The 19,717-nt window shown below is 47.5% G+C and carries 13 protein-coding genes and 2 tRNA genes; 14 read left to right on the top strand and 1 reads right to left on the bottom strand.

Annotated features, from left to right (window positions below; genetic code table 11):
- Positions 1–131: 131 nt before the first annotated feature.
- The 5 genes from OP864_RS06395 to OP864_RS06380 all read left to right on the top strand — a co-directional run bounded on the left by OP864_RS06395 (position 132) and on the right by OP864_RS06380 (position 6,869).
- The gene (locus OP864_RS06395; protein WP_270100423.1) at positions 132–869 is read left to right on the top strand and encodes an inositol monophosphatase family protein; all 738 of its coding nucleotides are present in this window, start codon (positions 132–134) and stop codon (positions 867–869) included.
- 298 nt (positions 870–1,167) lie between these two features.
- The gene (locus tag OP864_RS06390) at positions 1,168–2,130 is read left to right on the top strand and encodes an AAA family ATPase (protein ID WP_270100422.1); all 963 of its coding nucleotides are present in this window, start codon (positions 1,168–1,170) and stop codon (positions 2,128–2,130) included.
- Between the two features lie 4 nt (positions 2,131–2,134).
- Positions 2,135–3,154, top strand: coding sequence for an alpha/beta hydrolase (locus tag OP864_RS06385; protein ID WP_270100421.1), 1,020 nt, complete (start codon positions 2,135–2,137; stop codon positions 3,152–3,154).
- A gap of 368 nt (positions 3,155–3,522) precedes the next feature.
- On the top strand, positions 3,523–3,939 hold the full coding sequence (locus OP864_RS16960) for a pseudouridine synthase (protein WP_349294434.1): 417 nt from the start codon (positions 3,523–3,525) through the stop codon (positions 3,937–3,939).
- Positions 3,940–4,313: 374 nt separating this feature from the next.
- Positions 4,314–6,869 carry a DUF5916 domain-containing protein gene (locus OP864_RS06380; protein WP_270100420.1) on the top strand — a complete coding sequence of 852 codons (2,556 nt, stop codon included), beginning with the start codon at positions 4,314–4,316 and terminating at the stop codon, positions 6,867–6,869.
- Between the two features lie 67 nt (positions 6,870–6,936).
- On the opposite strand, the gene OP864_RS06375 is transcribed toward OP864_RS06380, so the two are convergent.
- Positions 6,937–8,670, bottom strand: a complete 1,734-nt coding sequence (locus tag OP864_RS06375; RefSeq protein WP_270100419.1) for a glutamine--tRNA ligase/YqeY domain fusion protein — start codon at positions 8,668–8,670, stop codon at positions 6,937–6,939.
- A 505-nt stretch (positions 8,671–9,175) separates the two neighbouring features.
- Here OP864_RS06375 and thiH point away from each other — a divergent pair.
- The 9 genes from thiH to porQ all read left to right on the top strand — a co-directional run bounded on the left by thiH (position 9,176) and on the right by porQ (position 19,694).
- Complete coding sequence (thiH, locus tag OP864_RS06370) at positions 9,176–10,321, top strand: 2-iminoacetate synthase ThiH (RefSeq protein WP_349294450.1); 1,146 nt, start codon at positions 9,176–9,178, stop codon at positions 10,319–10,321.
- An 89-nt stretch (positions 10,322–10,410) separates the two neighbouring features.
- On the top strand, positions 10,411–11,820 hold the full coding sequence (locus tag OP864_RS06365; protein WP_270100417.1) for a tetratricopeptide repeat protein: 1,410 nt from the start codon (positions 10,411–10,413) through the stop codon (positions 11,818–11,820).
- A 238-nt stretch (positions 11,821–12,058) separates the two neighbouring features.
- Positions 12,059–12,700 carry a dethiobiotin synthase gene (bioD, locus tag OP864_RS06360; protein WP_270100416.1) on the top strand — a complete coding sequence of 214 codons (642 nt, stop codon included), beginning with the start codon at positions 12,059–12,061 and terminating at the stop codon, positions 12,698–12,700.
- 169 nt (positions 12,701–12,869) lie between these two features.
- Positions 12,870–13,742 carry a sigma-70 family RNA polymerase sigma factor gene (locus OP864_RS06355; RefSeq protein WP_015692016.1) on the top strand — a complete coding sequence of 291 codons (873 nt, stop codon included), beginning with the start codon at positions 12,870–12,872 and terminating at the stop codon, positions 13,740–13,742.
- A 571-nt stretch (positions 13,743–14,313) separates the two neighbouring features.
- Complete coding sequence (locus OP864_RS06350; RefSeq protein WP_270100415.1) at positions 14,314–16,614, top strand: lamin tail domain-containing protein; 2,301 nt, start codon at positions 14,314–14,316, stop codon at positions 16,612–16,614.
- Between the two features lie 396 nt (positions 16,615–17,010).
- Positions 17,011–17,086, top strand: a tRNA-Gly gene (locus OP864_RS06345).
- Positions 17,087–17,630: 544 nt separating this feature from the next.
- Positions 17,631–17,703: transfer RNA gene (locus OP864_RS06340), tRNA-Gly, on the top strand.
- A 349-nt stretch (positions 17,704–18,052) separates the two neighbouring features.
- Positions 18,053–18,658 carry a toxin-antitoxin system YwqK family antitoxin gene (locus OP864_RS06335; RefSeq protein WP_015692012.1) on the top strand — a complete coding sequence of 202 codons (606 nt, stop codon included), beginning with the start codon at positions 18,053–18,055 and terminating at the stop codon, positions 18,656–18,658.
- Positions 18,648–19,694, top strand: a complete 1,047-nt coding sequence (gene porQ / locus OP864_RS06330) for a type IX secretion system protein PorQ (RefSeq protein WP_270100414.1) — start codon at positions 18,648–18,650, stop codon at positions 19,692–19,694. The genes OP864_RS06335 and porQ overlap by 11 nt, the downstream gene beginning before the upstream one ends.
- Positions 19,695–19,717 lie beyond the last annotated feature (23 nt).

Raw genomic sequence — 19,717 nt, 5'->3', positions numbered from 1 at the left:
AAGAAAATAATAAGAGGGCCTTGGCCCTCTTTTTTTATGCCGAAAAAGTTTTTCTTTAAGTCATGAATAAAACGGAATTAAAGCAAATTGCTGCGGCCCTAAAAACGGCCTTGCCCCAATGGGGGTAGTTTATGCTGGAGGAAATCCAGCAGGTCCAGGCTAAGGATGTACTTACTAAAGACCTCAATAGCTTGGTCAGTTATGTGGACCAGGAGGTAGAAAATCGCATTATTAAGTTGGCCCAATCCCTACTCCCTCAAGCAAATTTTATTGCCGAGGAGTCTGGCCAAAAACAAAGCGATAGCCCCTGGCGTTGGATCATTGACCCCCTAGATGGAACGACCAATTATTTGCACCAGCTTCCCTTTTTCTCGATCAGTATTGCCCTGCAATATGAGGAGGAAACCGTTTTGGGAATGGTCTATGAACCCAATAGAAAGGAGTTGTTCTGGGCCATTCAGGGAGAAGGCGCTTATCTAAATGAACAGCCTTTGCAGCTTAGCTCAGCCCCCGCCGCCCTGAGCGATAGCCTACTGGCTACGGGCTTTCCCTATTATGATTTTGAGCAAACAAAGGCTTATCTGGCCCTTTTGGGCGAGCTAATGCCCGCCTGCCGTGGCCTGCGCCGCTGTGGCTCGGCCGCTTTAGATTTGGCCTATACAGCCGCTGGCCGCTTCGGGGGATTCTATGAGTATAGCCTAGCCCCCTGGGATGTAGCCGCAGGCGCATTTTTGGTCCAAGAAGCTGGCGGCTTTGTTTGCGACTTTTCTGGCCAAAATGACTATCTTTTTGGGCGAGAAATTTTGGCCGGCCAAAAAGGACTGCAAAACGTCCTTTTAAGCAAAATACAAAAGCATTTTAAGGCTTAGCCAAAGAAGTTAGTATCTTGATGGTCCAAATTATACCGCTAGAGGCGAGCGAAGCGAGCCGGCTGAGGGATGGAAAAGGGGGCGGCGAAGCCGCAGACCCAGCAAAATGAGCAAAGCGAATTTTGCGCAGGGCCGAGCAGACCTGCGAGCCCTGACACAGCCCGACCCGAGCGATCATTTATGAGGGTTTTAACCCTCATTTTGTCTAGCTTCGCAAAGCGATACCGCTTTGCGCTGGCTTTTAACCTAGCGGAAGGGGCAGCCCCAAAACAAAAAAAAAGAACGCTAAAATAGAACTATGAATTATAAGGATGATGTAGAAGCGCTGGACGCATTGGCCCAGGCTTACCGAGATTTGCGCCAAGAAATTGGAAAAGTGATTGTGGGCCAAGATGAAGTGGTCAAATCAGTCTTGATTTCGCTCTTTTGCGATGGGCATAGCCTGCTGGTTGGGGTGCCCGGCCTAGCCAAAACCCTTTTGGTCAATACCATTTCTAAGGTTTTGGACCTGCAGTTTAATCGCATTCAGTTTACGCCCGATTTGATGCCCACAGATATTACTGGGGCCGAAATTATGGACGAACACCGCAATTTTACCTTTTCTAAAGGGCCACTTTTTACCAATATTTTGCTGGCGGATGAGATTAACCGAACCCCGCCCAAAACACAGGCCGCCCTGCTAGAAGCTATGCAAGAACGCTCGGTGACCGTGGGTGGAGTGAGCTATAAGTTGCCCAAACCCTTTTTGGTTTTGGCCACCCAAAACCCCATTGAGCAGGAGGGAACTTACCCCTTGCCCGAGGCCCAGCTCGACCGCTTTATGTTTAATATTGTACTGGATTATCCCACTTATGAACAAGAGGTGCAGATTGTGAAAAATACGACCTCTGGCCAAAAAGCTGAGCTAAAAGGAGTGGTTTCTGCCGAGCAAATCGTCTTTTTCCAACAACTGATTCGCAAAATCCATATTGCCGATAATGTGCTGGAATATGCCGTGGGCTTGACCAATAAAACCCGCCCAGGCACGGCCATGGCCACCGATAAAGTTAATAATTATATCTCTTGGGGAGCTGGACCAAGGGCCTCGCAGTTTTTGGTGCTCGGCGCCAAATGCCATGCGGCTATCAATGGCAAATACTCTCCCGATAAATCTGATGTGCAGGCCGTAGCGCCCTATATTTTGCGCCACCGGGTGGTCCGAAATTATAAGGCAGAGGCCGAAGGCATCACGATCGAGCAGATTATTCAAAGCTTATTCTAGAACTATGCGCATACTAAAGTGGGTGGTAGCTGTTGTATTTATATTGATTTCGGTGGGGACGGTAACTTATGTCTTGGGGCCAAGCCCTAAGGCGGAAAATATTCCCGATAATTTACCAATTTATCATACGCCTTATGCCTCTGTCGCCGCTTTGGAGGCGCAGGTGGCGGCCTATGATGCTCGCGATACCGATGTGAAAACGGGCAATCAAAGCCGAGTGATTTGGGCCAATGATAGCCTCAAGCAAAAGACGCCCTATGCCTTTGTCTATTTGCATGGATTTTCGGCTTCGCCCATGGAGGGCTGGCCCATTCATGAGCAGTTGGCTAAGCGCTATGGGGCCAATTTGTATCTGCCTCGGCTCTCTCAACATGGCCGAAAAGATGTAGACGCCTTTGCCGATTTGACGGTGGAAAGCTATATCCAATCGGCTAAAGAGGCCCTAGCCATTGGCCGAGAATTAGGCGAAAAAGTGATCCTGATTAGCTGCTCTACGGGCGGTAGTTTGGGCCTTTACCTATCTGCTGCAGATACTGCTATTGCTGGACATCTGGCCTTTTCGCCCAATATCCAAGTGGCCGACCCCAACGCCAAATTACTAACTGGCCCCTGGGGGATGGAATTGGCCCGCATGGTCTTTGGTGGCGATTACCGAAGCTGGGTTCCAGAAAACGATAGTATTGACAAGTACTGGACGAGCAAATACCGCATTGAGGGCCTAATTCAATTGCAATTGTTGATAGAGAATTGCATGAAGCCCGAACTCTTCGAACAAGTGAAGCAACCCTTTTTCCTCGGCTATTATTATAAGAATGAAGAGGAACAAGATCCCACGGTTTCTGTGGCCAAAATGCTCGAAATGTATGAGCAGTTAGGCAGCAAAACTAAGCGCAAACAGGCTTTTCCAGAGGCAGGAGCACATGTCATTTGCTCGCCCTGGACCTCCAAAGCTTGGGAGGAGGTGCAGGCCGCAGCTATCGCCTTTTTAGAGGAGGAAATGCAGCTTAAAGCAGTTTCCGAATAGCCTCTAAAGAGTAGTTTTTGTAGAAAGGTAGTGAGCATTTTTGCTGACTACCTTTTTTGTTTTGGGGCCCGCGGCCAGCAAGCTGGCCGCCGCTACGTTTCGGGGCTCGCTGTTACTTGCTTCGCTGCGTCGGCTCCCGTTGGTCGGGTCGCTCGGCCCTGCAGGCTTCACTTCGTTTCGCCTTTGGTCTGGTCTTCGGCCACCCCTGCACATCGCTGGGCCGCTCAACAGCTATTTCCAAGCTAGACCTCCCGCTTCGGCAGCTGAAAAAGGCGCAAAACCTAGGTTTTGCGCCTTTTTTTATCTCCAATTGTTAGAACTTTGTTAAAAACTGAAAAAACGCAACAAAATGAAAAAAGGCAAAAGTTATGTCTGGAGGTAAACTAGTTATGTCTGGAGGTAAACTAGTTAGGTCTGGAGGTAAACTAGTTAGGTCTGGAGGTAAACTAGTTAGGTCTGGAGGTAAACTAGTTAGGTCTGGAAGTAAACTAGTTAGGTCTGGAGGTAAACTAGTTAGGTCTGGAGGTAAACTAGTTAGGTCTGGAAGTAAACTAGTTAGGTCTGGCGGTAAACTAGTTAGGTCTGGAAGTAAACTAGTTAGGTCTGGAAGTAAACTAGTTAGGTCTGGAAGTAAACTAGTTAGGCCTGGAAGTAAACTAGTTAGGTCTGGCGGTAAACTAGTTGTGTCTGGAGGTAAACTAGTTGTGTCTGGAGGTAAACTAGTTGTGTCTGGCGGTAAACTAGTTGTGTCTGGCGGTAAACTAGTTATGCCAATAGTCGCCTAGGGACAAGCCCCTAGGCTAATCCAATGGAGTCAGCCCTAAAGGGCCTCAACTATTGATATACAAGCTCTTGTTCAGTTGTTGTTGCAGAGAAGTAGCTTATCCAAAGGCCCTCTTTAGAGGGCTGTCTGAAAAAGCTAGCCTAGGGGCTTGTCCCTAGGCAGCAAAAAGGGGGTATACAAAATTTTAATCAGACTCGCCGAAGAAGAAACTTAAGCTGGAAAAAGACAGCTGAGCGGCCTAGCGATGCGAAAGGGGGCGGCGAAGCCGCAGACCAAGGCCGTCAGGCCGCAGGGCCGAGCAGACCTGCGAGCCCTGCAGCGTAGCGCCGCAAGGCGAAGCCGCAGCGGAGGCCCCAAAAACAACTTAGTCGAAATTTGCAGAAGGCTAATAGTAAAAGTTTGACGGCTATTTCTTTAGCGCCTAAATTTGCGGCTAACAATTACAAACCTCCACAACTCACTATTATGCAGCAGTTTTATCTACTGATATTCTTTTACTTATCGGCCATTTTGGGCTTGGCGGCTCAGCCGGTGGGCATGGCGGCCTACCCCAACAAAAAGGGCTTGCGGGCCATGCAATTGGGCGAGGGAAAATTAAAAATTGACGGCCTATTGAATGAGGCGGCTTGGCAGGAGGCCCCCATTGCCGAGGGATTTACAGAATATGAGCCTGCGCCGAATACGCCGGGTTCTTTTCGGACCGAAGTGCGGGTAATTTATGGACCTTCGGCCATTTATATTGGGGCCTATATGTATGATCCTGCGCCAGACAGCATTTTGCAGCAGCTGGCGGTTCGGGATGAGGTTTCGGGCTCTAATGCCGATTATTTTACCGTCTATATTGATGGGATGTTTAGGCAGCAAAATGCCTTTCATTTTACGGTCAGTGCTTCGGGCGTGCGAGAAGATGCTAGTGATGGAGACCAACTTTGGGATGCGGCTTGGCGCTCTGGGCATCAGATATTAGAAGATGGTTGGAGCGTAGAGATCGAGATTCCCTACTCTCAACTTCGTTTTGCGCCTCAGGAGCAGCAGCTTTGGGGCATCAACTTCGAGCGTTATATTCGGAGATATAGAGAAAGCGCCTATTGGTCGGCCCTAGACCCCGAAATAGATGGGGAGGTGCAGCAATTTGGCTTATTGTATGGTTTGGAGGGCATCAATCCGCCCTTGCGCTTGTCTTTAACCCCCTATGCGGCTAGTTATTTGACCTTAGAAAATGGGCAGGCGCCTAGCTTTCGGGCGTCTGCGGGAGCGGACCTAAAATACGGCATCAATGAGAGTTTTACCTTAGATGTGGCTTTGATTCCAGACTTTGGCGATGTGCAATCGGACAACCTACAATTTAACCTCAGCCCTTTTGAAATCTATTATACCGAGCGCCGCCCCTTTTTTACGGAAGGGACCGAATTATTTGGGCGAGCCGATTTATTTTACTCTCGTAGGGTGGGTAGCCGCCCGAGTCGAGCCAGTTGGGCCAGCAGCCAAATGGATAGTACAGAAACCTTAGTGAGTAACCCAGAGCGCAGCCAATTGGTTAACGCCCTGAAGTTATCGGGCCGAACCAAAAAAGGCCTTGGCGTTGGGGTATTTAATGCTGTAACCGCCCCCGCCTATGCCAAAATAGAAAGCGAAAAAGGGGAGGAGCGCAGCATCAAAACCGAAAGCCTGAGCAACTACAATCTATTAGTCATTGACCAGCAGCTGCGGAACAACTCCTATATTAGTTTTGTGCAAAGCTCTGTTTTGCGCTCGGGCGGCTTTACGGATGCTATGGCTTGGGGAACCGAATTTCGTTTGACGGATAAAAAGAACCGCTATGTATTGTCGGGCTCGGGGGCTTATAGTCGCCGTTATTTGGACCAAGAGCTGTATAAAGAAGAGGTCGAAGATGGCTTTAAAGCCTATTTGAATGTAGGAAAGATTCAGGGCCAATGGCGCTGGTCGCTCAATCAAACCGTTTATAGCGATCAGTATAATATTAACGACTTAGGTTATATTGGACGGCCTAACTACCTGCGGACCACCGCCAATCTAGATTACTATATTTTTAAGCCTTTTGGCCGCTACAATTATATGCACTACAATTTCTCTACTTATATGGAGCAGTTGTATAAACCCTATAATTTTAGCCGAATAGAAATGAATGCGCAGGTATCGGCCACCGATAAAAACTTCTTGTATAGCTTTTTCAATTTGGCTTTTCAGCCTTTGGGCTATGTCGATTTCTTTGAGGCCAGAGAGGCCGGCCGAGCTTGGAACAAACCCGTTTGGGGCCGTATTCGGGGCTATTTTTCTTCAGATTATCGCAAGCCTTTTGCCTTGGATGGCGATATTTCTTATCGGCCCTTTTTGTCGGCTAATCCCATTTGGAAGAATGCCTATACCTTTGAGATGGAGCTGAGTCCCCGCTACCGCTTTAATGATCGGGCCAATTTGGTCTTGTCTCAAAACCTGACCCTGCGGAACAAGAACTTGGGCTATGTCAATCGCTTGGCCGATGAGAGCATTATTTTTGGGCAGAGGAGTTATCAGACCATGGAGTCGCAACTGACTTTTAATTACCTCTTTAGTCCCCTGATTTCACTAAGCTTTAGAGCTCGACACTTTTGGGCTTCGGTGGCTTATTCAGATTTTTATGTTTTGGACCAAACTGGCGACCTACTCGATAGCTCTTATGATGCTTTGCATGACCAAAATTATAATGCCTTTAATATCGACCTGATTTTCCGCTGGCGCTTTGCCCCCGGTAGCGAGTTTAATGCAGTCTGGAAAAATGCTATCCTCAGCGAGGGCCAATATGTAGAAGAAAACTATGGCCGAAACTTTCAGCAGATGCTAGAGGATAATCCCCTCAATCAGTTTTCTGTGAAGTTGCTCTATTTCTTAGATGTTCCCCGCTTTGGAAAGGAGCTGGCCAAACGCTTTTAGTTGGCCCAAAAAAAGTGCCCCAACAGCATAGGCTGTTGGGGCGCTCCCTTTTTATAGGGTCAAGCAATTAGTTTTGCTTCTTTTTATTTTTCTGTTGGCCGCCTTTTTTCTTTTGTTGGCCGCCCCCTTTGGGTTTCTTCTTGCCCCAATTATCTCTTAGGGGAGAGGTTTGGTTGAAACAAGGCTTTTCGGCTGTACTATCGGCATCTAGGGTAAAATAGCCAATGCGCATAAACTGAAAAGACTCTCCTTGCTTGGCCTCTTTCAAGAAGGGCTCTGCATAGGCGGTCTCAATGATCTCCAAAGATTTGGGGTTGATATCATCCAAGAAGTTGCCCGATGCTTTACCTGGTGCTTCCGTAGCAAAAAGACGATCATATTTGCGAACTTCTACGGGAACAGCATGCTCAATAGATACCCAATGCAAGGTTCCTTTGGCCTTTACACCACTAGTATCTTCGCCACTCTTACTGTTTTCAATAAAACGGCAACGCACTTCTGTCACTTCGCCCTGCGCATCAGTTTCATAGCCTGTGCACTCAATGATATAAGCGCCTTTGAGGCGTACGCAGCGGCCCGGACCGAGACGGAAAAATTTCTTGGGGGGGTCAATCATAAAGTCGCCCCGCTCAATATAGATTTCTTTGGTAAAGGGCATGCTGTGCATAGGCGAATCCTCAAGTTCGGGATTATTGACTACCTGCATGTCTTCACAATGGCCCTCGGGCAAGTTCTCGATGACCACTTTGAGGGGATCGAGCACACAAAGGGCACGAGTAGCTACTTTATTGAGCTCTTCTCGTACACAAAACTCCAAAAGAGAGAGGTCAATGAATTGCTCGCGCTTAGATACCCCTACTTTATCAATAAAGTTGCGGATAGCCATGGGCGGATAACCTCGGCGGCGCATCCCCGAAAGGGTGGGCATCCGTGGGTCGTCCCAGCCACTAACATGGCCTTCTTCTACCAATTGCTTGAGCTTGCGCTTAGAGGTAATGGTATAATTGAGGTTGAGGCGAGAAAACTCTAGCTGTTGTGGCTCGTGAATGCCTAGGCTTTGGGTCAACCACTCATAGAGTTCGCGGTGGGGCAAAAACTCTAGCGAGCAAAGCGAATGCGTAATCCCTTCAATAGAGTCCGATTGACCATGGGCCATATCGTACATAGGGTAAATGTTCCAAGCATCGCCAGTGCGGTGGTGGGCCATATTTTTTACCCGATAAATAATGGGGTCGCGCATGAGGCGGTTGGGGTGGCTCATATCAATTTTGGCCCGCAAAACGCAGATACCTTCTTCATATTCGCCAGCCTTCATCTTCTCAAATTCGGCTAGGTTTTCTTCTACAGCGCGGCTGCGGTATTCGCTGGCTTCCTCGGCTCTTTTTTGGCGGTCCATTTCTTCGGCAGACGTAAAATCGACATAAGCCAGGCCTTTTTGGATCAGCGTAACGGCATATTCATAAAGCGTCTGAAAGTAGTCAGAGGCGTAATATTCTCTTTCTTCCCAATCAAAGCCCAACCAGCGCACATCTTTCTTGATGCTTTCCACATATTCGCTGCTTTCGGTGGCGGGATTGGTATCATCGAAGCGCAGATTGGTTTTGCCGCCAAATTTTTCGGCAATGCCAAAATTGACACAAATGGCCTTGGCATGACCAATATGCAAATAGCCATTGGGCTCTGGGGGAAAACGGGTATGCACCTGGCCCCCAAAACGGCCATTCTCATTATGTTCTACAATAATTTGCTCAATAAAATTGAGCGATTCTTTTGGTTTGTCGTTTTCTTCTACTTTAGACATGCTCTTTTATTCTAAAATGTTCAGTTTCTTTTGGGGCCTGCCGCTTTTGGCGGCCGGGCTGTGTCAGGGCTCGCAGGTCTGCTCGGCCCTGCGGCGCTTGCAGCGCCTGGGTCTGCGGCTTCGCCGCCCCCTTTTCCATCCCTAGGCCTGCGGGCGCTTTGCGCCCTGCAAAACGCAGAGAAGAACATTCGCCAGAGGGCGTTGTTCTAAAAGAACAAAACTAGTCATTTTAGGCAAAAGATAGGACTTAGGCGCTTGCTTTTTGTTGGCCCGCCCTTTTTTTCCTCTTTTGCAGGCCCGCAGGGCCGCCTTTCTTTTGGCCTAGCGATGCGAAAGGGGGGCCGTAGGCCAGACCGAAGCCGCCTTTGGCGGCTGAAGGGCCGAGCGAGTAGCGAGCCCTGTAGCGTAGCGCCGCAAGGCGCAGCCGCAGCGGAGGCCCCAAAAAATCATAGAATATCAGTAAACAAGCCTTATCTTTGGGCAGAATCAGAAATAGAAAAACATGATGCGAGCACCACAAGCCGAACGCTTTAGCGAGCTGTTTGAACAATATGATTGGGCGGCCACTAAGGCCAGCATTTACGCCAAAACGGCGGCCGATGTAGAGCGGGCCTTGGCCAGCGAAAAACCCAATTTGGAAGATTTTAAGGCCCTGATTTCGCCTGCGGCCGCCCCCTATTTAGAGCAAATGGCCCAAAAAAGCCAAGCCCTAACGCTCAAGCGTTTTGGGCGAACCCTACAGCTTTATGCCCCCCTTTATCTCTCCAATGAATGCCAAAATATTTGTACTTATTGCGGCTTTAGTCTCGATAATCCCATGCGCCGCCGCACCCTTAGCGGAAGCGAGATTTTAATGGAGGCCACGGCCCTCAAAGAAATGGGCTATGAGCATATTTTGCTGGTTACTGGAGAGGCCAATAAGACGGTGGGTATAGATTATTTTGAGCGGGCTTTTAAGGCTTTGCAGCCGCATTTTGCGCAGTTGTCTATGGAAGTGCAGCCACTCAAACAGGAAGAATATGAGCGCCTGCTGCCTTTGGGCCTGCATGCCGTTTTGGTTTATCAGGAAACCTACCACAAAGAAGATTATAAAAAGCACCACCCCAAGGGCCGAAAATCTAATTTTACTTATCGGCTCGATACGCCCGATCGTTTGGGCCGAGCTGGGGTGCATAAAATGGGCCTAGGGGTATTGATTGGTTTGGAAGATTGGCGGACCGATAGCTTTTTTACGGCCTTGCACCTAGATTATTTAGAGCGCAAATACTGGAAAAGCAAATACTCCATTTCTTTTCCGAGATTACGGCCTTTTTCTGGGGGATTGGACCCCAAAGTACCGATGAACGACCGAGAGCTGGTCCAACTCATCTGTGCCTACCGTATATATAATGAAGAAGTAGAATTGTCCTTATCGACCAGAGAGTCCGAGCACTTTCGGAATCATGTTATCAAGTTGGGCATTACCTCCTTGAGTGCAGGCTCAAAGACCAACCCTGGCGGATATGTCGTTGAACCACAATCATTAGAGCAATTTGAAATTTCAGACGAACGAACTCCAGCCGAAATCGTAGAAATGATAGAAGCGCAAGGCTATGAGGCCGTCTGGAAAGACTGGGACAAAGCCTACAGCGGTTTGCTTTCCAAAGTCTAAAAAAACCTTAGGAAGCCGTTAATCTCTTGCGGAAATAGGGCGAAGTCGCTACCTTTTGCGTTATAGAAAGTATCACATAAAAAATAGGCATGCAAGCATTTGATTATAATGAGGGAGAGGGCCAAGATTTTCGCATGATTTTGCGCCGATACGAGGGAATGCTAGCCAAGGGCGAGCTTCAATTTTTGGACCTAGAAAGCTTTTTGCGCCTACTAGAGCACTATGAGGCGCAGGGCAAATGGGAGCAGGCTTTTTTGACCTTAGAGCATGCTTTGCGACAGCATGCTTTTTCTGGCCAATTGTATCTCTTTGGGGTGCAGCTCAGCTTGGAGGTGGACCGCCTTTGGGAGGCCGAGCGCTATCTGGAACAGGCCAAACTCTATGAGCCCAGCAGCATGGAAGTCCGCTTTTTTGAGGTGGAAATCTTGCAGCAAAGAGGGCATTACAAGCAGGCTTACAGATTATTGGAGCAGATTATGGCCGAGGCCAAGGGGGCCGATCGCCTAGAAGCCCTTTTGATGCAGGCGGTTATTCATGAGCAGCAAGAGCGCTATGATAAATCTTTTGAACTCTTGGCCGAATTGCTTCGAGAAGACCCCCATCATGAGCTGGCCTATAACCGCATTTGGTTGGCCATGGAACTAGGCGAGCTCTACACGGAAGGGGCCGAACTGCATCAGGAACTGACCGATTTGGATCCCTATGCACCCTGGGCTTGGTACAATTTGGGCCATGCCTACAAGAAAATGGGCCTTTATGAAAAAGCTTTAGAGGCCTATGATTATGCCATTGTCATTGCCGAAAAAATGGAGTTTGCCTATCGGGATTATATTCCATTATTGATGCATCTCAAGCAATTGGACCGTTTGTCTGGGGTTTTAGTTGATTTTGAGGCTAACTTCCCTCAATATCCCCAAGATTTGGGCATGTGGAAAGGCCAGTTACTGCAACTGCAGGGGCAATATGCTCAGGCACAACAGCAGTTTTTAAGTCTGCTAGAAGAAGAAAAAGCGCCCAATACCTTCTATTTGCTGGGCGTGAGTTATGCGGCTCAGGGCAAATGGCTGGCCGCCCTAGATGCCTTTGAGCAGGCTTTTAAATTGGCGGATTATGAAGAGCGCTTTTTATTGGCCATGGCCGAAACCCACAATCAGTTGAACCAAGAAGAGGCGGCCAGAAACTGCTTTCAGCAGGCGGCGGAACTGGCGCCGCATTCGCCCTTGGTTTGGCGCAGCTACCTAGAATTCCTAATTGATGAGGGCGATTATGAGCAGGCTTGGTTGGCCTTGCAATCGGCGCAGTTAGAGAGCAGCTCCGATGTATATGATTGGGCTGCGGTGCTTTTGCTTTGGCAATTGGGCCAAAAACAGGCCGCTAGCGAGCAACTCATCATGGCCCTGTCTACAAAAGCTTGGAGCAAACATTTGTTGTTTGAACTAGAGCCCGATATGGAAAAAGATGAAGCCTTTATGAGCTGGTGGGGCAGTCATTTAGATTAGAATTTGGGGCCCGCGGCCGGCTAGGCTTCGCCTAGGTCGGCCGCCGCTATGCTGCGGGGCTCACAGGTCTGTTCGGCCCTGCAGCCGCCTGCGGCGGCTTTGGTCTGGCCTTCGGCCCCCCCTCCGCAGCGCTGGGCCAAACTGCTTTATGAATAAATTAAAATGTCTATCCTAAAACAGGATGGGCATTTTTTGTTTTTTAGGCAGTGGTATTATTGAACACATAAAAAAACAACAGATGTCAAACAACGCATTTTTTCTTACGGGAATAGGGACCGAAATTGGAAAAACCTTGGTCTCTGCAATTTTGGTTAAGGCCCTAAAAATGGACTATTGGAAACCCGTACAGTCAGGAGAACTAGAATATACAGATACCGATAAAGTTCGGGACTTGGTCCAATGGGAGGGCCTAAAGACCTATCCAGAGCGCTATCGTTTAGAGATACCGGCCTCTCCGCATTATTCTGCTGCGGCTGAGGGCAAAAAAATAGCGCTAGACCAGCTAGTTATTCCCAAAACTGACAACAATTTGTTGATAGAAGGAGCGGGCGGCCTGATGGTTCCACTAAATGAGGAAGAGCTATATATAGATTGGGCCGGCAGGCAAAAACTGCCCGTTATTTTGGTTTCTCAAAACTATTTGGGCAGCATTAACCATACGATCTTGAGCATAGAAGCCCTAAAAGCTAGAGGGTTGACAGAAATTTACCTCTTGTTTAATGGTCCATCGACCCCATCGACAGAAAAATTCATCTTGAATTATAGTCAGTTAACTTGTTTGGGCCGAGTAGAACAGGCTGAAGGTCCCGTAGATGCGGCCTTTGTGGCCCAAGAAGCTAAGCGCTTGAAATCAAATTTTGAAAAATTTTTAAAAAAATAAGTGTTGTAACGGTAACAATTTTGCTGTTTTGGTCATAGATAGGTAACAAAGATATAGAGTCGCCCTTTTTCTGTAATTTTTTTGCTTTAATAATTTGCTTTTTTTAGCAAAAAAGTGAAACTTTGCCCGCCTCAGGGCGTATACCTAGAAAACTTTATCAAAATAGCCTATGCGACAGTTAAAAATTACCCAGAAGATTACCCAACGCGAAAGCTCAGCATTAGAGAACTACTTAAAAGATGTAAGTAAAATTTCTATGGTTTCGGCCGAAGAGGAGGTGGTTTTGGCCAAAAAAGTAAGAGCTGGCGATCAGCAGGCATTGCATCGTCTAACGACGGCCAATCTGCGTTTTGTCATTTCGGTGGCCAAGCAATATCAGCATCAGGGCATGGCCCTAAGTGATTTGATCAATGAGGGAAATTTGGGCTTGATTAAGGCGGCCCATCGTTTTGATGAAAGTAAGGGATTTAAATTTATTTCTTATGCCGTATGGTGGATCCGCCAATCGATTTTGCAGTCCTTGATGGAGCATGGACGAATGGTGCGTTTACCTTCTAATAAATTGGGTGGACATGGCCGTTTGCTTCGAGCCAGGCAACAGTTTATGCAAGCGCATGAGCGAGAGCCCTCGGTAGCCGAACTGGCCGAGATGTTGGACCTGAGAGAAAAGGATATTGTGGCTTTGGAGCGCATGATTCAAAAACACATTTCTGTAGATGCGCCTTTGGGCGCTGGCGAACGAGATTCGGATGTGAGTATGCTCGATACTCTGGCTTGTTCAGTAACCGAAGAAGGAGATCAGGCTTTGATGGAAGAGTCTTCTCGTTTAGAGCTAAAAGGGCAATTGGACCGCCTGTCTGATTTGGAGCGCCAAATTATTGTTTCTTATTATGGTCTCTATAATCACTGTCCAATGACTTTAGAAGCTATTGGAGAAGATTGTGGCCTGACTAGAGAAAGAGTGCGCCAAATTAAACAGCGAGCCCTGCGCCGCCTCCGCCGATATATTAAAGCAGATTTAGTTTTGCCTTCTGCAAGCTAAAGGACGATATATAAGATATTTAATTGTGTAATTTAGTAGTTTCAGTAAGTAGTTGAAAGCCTTCCTTTGCGGGAAGGCTTTTGTTTTTGGTCCATCTAGGCGCGCAGCGCCTCGGCTGAGGGATGGGCAGCAGTGGCCCGAAGGGCCAGACCCAGCCGCCAAAGGCGGCGCAGGGCCGAGCAGACCTGCGAGCTGCGACAACCAGCCCCTATAGGGGCGCCAGTTCGATGACCAACGGGAATAAACAGCCCGACCCGCCCGATAATTCATGAGGGTTTCCACCCTCATTTTGTATTGCTTCGCAAAGCGATACCGCTTTACGCTGGGTTTCAACCCGGCGGAAGGGGCAGCCCCAAAAAATAGAAGTACATAAAATATTAACCTAGTTTACACAAAATTAACCCAAAGGAAATTTTTCAAAACTATGATTACTTAGTTTAATATTTGTGTTTTTAGCCCTCTTTTGCACAACTCTTTTAAGGGGAAGTAGGCCCTTGTTTGTAGGCATTTTTCAAAAAAAAGGAAAGCCCTATATTGAGTTAAATCTTTATCCACAAAACAAAAAACGGGCATGAAAAAACTATCCCTAGCTATTCTTGCAGTCTTCTTGACAGTAGCCGCCGCACAGGCACAGATTGTCATCAATGAGATTATGTACAATCCCCCAGAAAGTGGGGCCGACACCACAGAATTTATTGAGCTCTATAATGCGGGCACTGCTGCTGTAGATATTCAGGGCTGGCATTTTACTGCCGGTGTAACGGATTCTGTAGATGTTTCTACCGTGATTCCCGCTGGAGGCTACTTTGTGTGGACCGTAAACGCGGCCGCTTTTCAAAATACTTATGGCCAAGCTGCCGACCGCGAATGGGCCTCTGGTGGTTTGAGCAATGGCGGTGAAGCTATCGTTTTGGTCGATGGCGCTGGCGTTGTTATGGATTCTGTTACTTATAATGATGCTGGTAGCTGGCCTAATGCCGCTGATGGTTCGGGGAACTCTTTGGCCCTTTGCGATGCCACTACAGATAATGCCGATCCTGTAAACTGGACTACCGATTCTACCAATACTGGACTTACCGTAGGCGGAACAGCTCTTTTAGCTAGCCCTGGCGCTGCAAATACAACCAATTGTGTAGTGAATACTATTTTAACTGTAGAGTTTGCTGGAACACAAACTTATGTAGACGAAAACGTAGGCACAGTAACAATTGATTTGACGATTCAGAACCCCAACGCTACAGCTACTACGGTAGAAGTGAGCATTGGCGCTTCTTCTACGGCTATTGCTGCTGATTATACCAACTTTAGCAGCCCTACTACCGTTACTTTCCCTGCCAATAGCACAACTAACCAAAGCTTTACGATTGATATCGTAGATGATGCCGACCAAGAAGTTTTGGAAACCATCATTTTTGAGTTGGGCAATGCAACTAACGGCGCTGTCATTGGTACAAACAATAGCTATACAGTGAACATCAATGCAAATGATATTGCTGCCGTTCCTGTTCCTGATGTAGTGATTACAGAAATCTTGTACGACCAAGTAGGAACAGATACTATCGAGTTTATCGAGTTGTATAATAATGGTACTGCTACTGCCGACTTGAGTGGCTTCTACTTTGATGGCGTTACTTATACTGTGCCTAACGGAACTACTCTGGCCGCTGGTGCTTATTGGGTGATCACTTTGGATTCTGTAGCCCTACAGGCCGTAACTGGCGTAACTGCTAACCAATGGACCTCTGGCGCATTGAGCAATGCAGGTGAAGATATCGTTTTCTATACTATTGCTGGCGATACCGTTGATATTGTTAACTATAACGATAATGCTCCTTGGCCCCTACGCGATGATAATGTCGCTATCCAACTTTCTGATGTAAATGCAGATAACAACGATGCCGCCAACTGGTGCTATGCTACCAACAATGCCGGTACTACTGGCCTAGGCGACATTCTTTATGCTACTCCTGGCGCTGCCAATACGCCTTGCGCTAGCCCTGGTGTTTATGTTTACTCTACTATTGACCAAATTGATGGCCTTCTTCTTCCTGGCAATGTTCCCGCCTTTGAAGGCGATAGCGTTGAGCTTCGTGGCCTAGTATACTGCGATGATTTCCGCTCTGGCAACGGCCTAGACTTTGCCTTGATCGAAACGGCTTCTACTAACGGTATCCGCGTTTATGCGCCTGTAGATATTAGCAATTATACCGTAAATGCTGGCGACTCTATCCGCGTATTTGGCCGCATCAATAACTACAACGGTTTGTTGCAGCTATTGGCTGATAGCATCGATTTTGTAAGTGCTGGCAACGCCACTTTGAGCCCCCTAGAGGTAACTGCTCTTTCTGAAGCTACCGAAAACAAATTGATCGAAATCAATAACTTGACTTTGGTAGATCCCGCTCAATGGACCACCGGCACTGGCTCTGGCTTTGCTGTTCAAGCTACCAATGGTACCGATACTTTTGATCTCTATATCGATAATGATGTAGATCTTTTCACGCAGCCCGCTCCTTCTGGCGCCTTTAAGGTGTATGGATTTGGTGGACAGTTCGACCCCAGTATTCCTCATGATGAGGGCTATCAGTTGGTGCCTTGCAACTCTAGCATTACACCTATTTCTAGCCTAAACTTGAGCGCTCAAGCTCCTGTTCGCATCTATCCCAACCCCGCTCAAGACCGTCTATTCGTAGAGGCCGAGGCCGTTGATGCAATTCAAGTATACAACAATTTGGGCCAGTTGGTGATTCGCCTAGACAACTTGCAAGGCAACCGCCAAGAACTCAACTTGAGCCAACTAGAGGCCGGTGTATACCACCTCAATATCATTCGCAACGGACAATCTAGCAGCCAAAGCTTTATCAAGCAATAGGCTTAGCGCAATGATTTAATAGCAAAAGGTCTTCTTCCCAAAATAGGGGAGGAGGCCTTTTTTCTTTTGGGGCGTTACTCCTTTCAGTCGTCGAACTGCGGCTTGCAGCCTTGTTGTCTGCCTACGGCAGGCGCTACGCTCCGCGCTCGGCCCTGCGGCCTGACGGCCTTGGTCTGCGGCTGCGCCGCACTGCTGCACATCGCTAGGCCTGCGGGCCTTCGGCCCTGCAATACGTAAATTAGAGCATTTTTTATGCTTAAAAGCCATTGAAAAACAAAAGCTTAGTAAAGGAAGCCATTTTTTTGTTTGTTTTTTTGCCAAAAAAGTTTGCAAAAACCAAAAGACTGCCCTATATTTGCAAAGCAGTTCGGAAGAGAGCTGTCAAGTATTTGATAAGCAGAAGTAGCTCAGCTGGTAGAGCACAACCTTGCCAAGGTTGGGGTCGCGAGTTCGAATCTCGTCTTCTGCTCCAAGAGAAGTTCGCAAGAGCTTCTTTTTTTTTGGATGAACAAGAAGTTCTTTTGCCCGGATGGTGAAATCGGTAGACACGCAGGACTTAGTCTACTTTTTTATGTTTTTAATGCTTAAAAGTGCAGTTTTGGGAGTAAACTCCAGTTTATTGATTGCACAACCTCTTAAAGAGGTTTCATATAAAAAGTAGGATTCTGAGCGCTAATCGAGAAATTGATTTTTGCATACACTCTCAAATTCAGGGAAATCTTAACAGGTAATGCTGATGACAATCCTGAGCTAAGTTGCAAACTTTGTTTTGCAAAAAGTGCAGAGACTTTACGGGAGTGGCCTAAGTTTATTATTAAGATAATGAATAGGGTTGAGAGAAAGTCCAGACCACAAACTTTTATCCCAATAAAAGGCAGTGAAAGCTGTAGCTGGTAAGAAAATCCTGTTGACAGTAATGTCAGTGCGGGTTCGAGCCCCGCTCCGGGCACCAAAAAAAAGGACAAAAAAAATTTGGAGTTTTAAAAAAGCACCTTATATTTGTGTCCACACAACAAGCAGAAGTAGCTCAGCTGGTAGAGCACAACCTTGCCAAGGTTGGGGTCGCGAGTTCGAATCTCGTCTTCTGCTCAGGATTCTCACAATCGAGCAGCTTCTTTTTAGGAGCTGCTTTTTTTGTGTCTATACGTCAAAGCCCAACCTTTAATCAGGTTGGGCTTTTTTGTTTTGGTCCAATGAGGAAGGGCGCGCAGCGCCCGCCGAGGAGCGTAGCGACTGGCTGAGGGATGGGCAGCAGGGCCGCCAAAGGCGGCAGACCTAGCGGCTGAAAGCCGCGCAGGGCCGAGCAGACCTGCGAGCTGCGAGACAGCCCGACCCGCCCGCAGGGCGGGGCAGCCCCAAAAAATAGCCTTTAGAAGAAAAAAAGAGGGAAAACCTGTAGCGGAAAGAATAAAACGTACTTTTATAGGAAAACAGTTTTATGAAATGGATTTGGATGCTATTGCTGCTCGTTTCTTTGGGTAGCTGTCAATTGAAAAAAGTGGTAGAGCGAGATGCAGAGGGAAGAAAAATTAGCCGTTATCGGAAGCATAAGAAAACAGGAGAAATAGAAGGGCGCTACAAAGGCTTTCATGAGTCGGGGGGGATTGCTCTAATTATGCACTACAAAAAAGGGAAATTGGATGGGCCAGTAAAGACCTATTACCCCAATGGGCAGCTAGAAAGTTTGGCCTATACAGAAAAAGACCGTTATGAGGGGAAGTTTCAGTACTGGTATAGCAATGGGCAGCTCAAGCAAGAGGGCCAATACATCAATGGCGATATAGAAGGGCCGCTGAAGAGCTATTATCCCAACGGAAAGTTAAAGGAAATCGTTGAGTTTAGTGGTAGTGTAGAAAATGGGGCCTATACCTTATACTATCAAAATGGAAAAATAAAGGAAGAGGGGCATTTCTTGAAAGGGCCCAATATGGACGGCCTCATTAAGCAATATGATGCCGAGGGGCAGCTGCTGCGCAAACAATCTTGTTCGGCGGGCAGTTGTGAAACCATTTGGGAGCGTAAAACAGCAAAAGATGAAGAATAAGGTATTGGTTTTTTTGGGCCTATGTTTGGCCTTTTCGAGCTTGCAAGCTCAGGTAGAAGGCGGACGCTATGTCTATGAGTTTTTAGAGTTGTCGCCATCGGCTAGGGCAACGGCTTTGGGCGGGCGTTTGCCCTCTGTACGAGATAAGGATCTGAGTTTGTCCTTCCTCAATCCGGCTGCTTTGAATGCCGAAAATCACAATAATGTATCCTTACAACAGAATGCTCATATTTCGGGCATTACGCATGGAACCGTAGCTTATGCCTATCATATTGCGCCCAAAAAACTGAGCCTAATGGGCAGTATAGAGCATGTGAGCTATGGTCAGTTTGAGGGCTATGATGAAGTGGGGCAGGCTACGGGCAGTTTTTCGGCCTCGGAGTTGGCCTTGGGCCTAGGGGCGAGCTATCAGGCTAGCGACAAATGGAGCTTTGGGCTACAAGTTAAGGGGATTTTCTCTAGATATGAGGCCTATTTGTCTAGAGGTTGGGCTTCTAATTTGGGTATGATCTACCAAGATACGGCCAAGCGTTTTAGCATGGGCTTGGTCCTAAAAAACATTGGCCAACAGCTCAAAAGCTATCATCCAGATCAGGAAAAATATGCCCTGCCCTTTGATATGCAGTTGGGGCTTAGCCAGCAATTGAAGTATCTGCCTTTGCGGATTTCTGTAGTGGCGCATCATTTGGACCGTTGGGATATTCGCTATGACGACCCCGCACTGGTCCAGGAAAATAGCTTATTGGGCACGGAAGAACCGCAGAACAACGATTTTGGAGAGGGCGTAGATAATTTTTTCCGACATTTGAATTTCAACCTAGAGTTTTTGCTGGGGCCTAGTCTTCGCCTGCGCCTAGGCTACGACCATTTGCGCCAAAGAGAGATGAGTATACAAAACCTGCGTTCCCTTGCTGGCTTCTCGGCAGGTGTTGGCTTTAAGCTCTATAAGTTTCGCTTTGATTATGGCCTGGCTAACTATCATTTAGCCGGGACAGTACATCATTTTGGCATCAGTACGCGGCTTCAAGATTTTTAGACAGAATTAGGAAGGCCAATAAA

Source organism: Saprospira grandis (assembly GCF_027594745.1).
GTDB lineage: Bacteria > Bacteroidota > Bacteroidia > Chitinophagales > Saprospiraceae > Saprospira > Saprospira grandis.
Note: the sequence above shows the minus strand (reverse complement) of the source record. Positions and strands in the feature narration are given on the sequence as shown.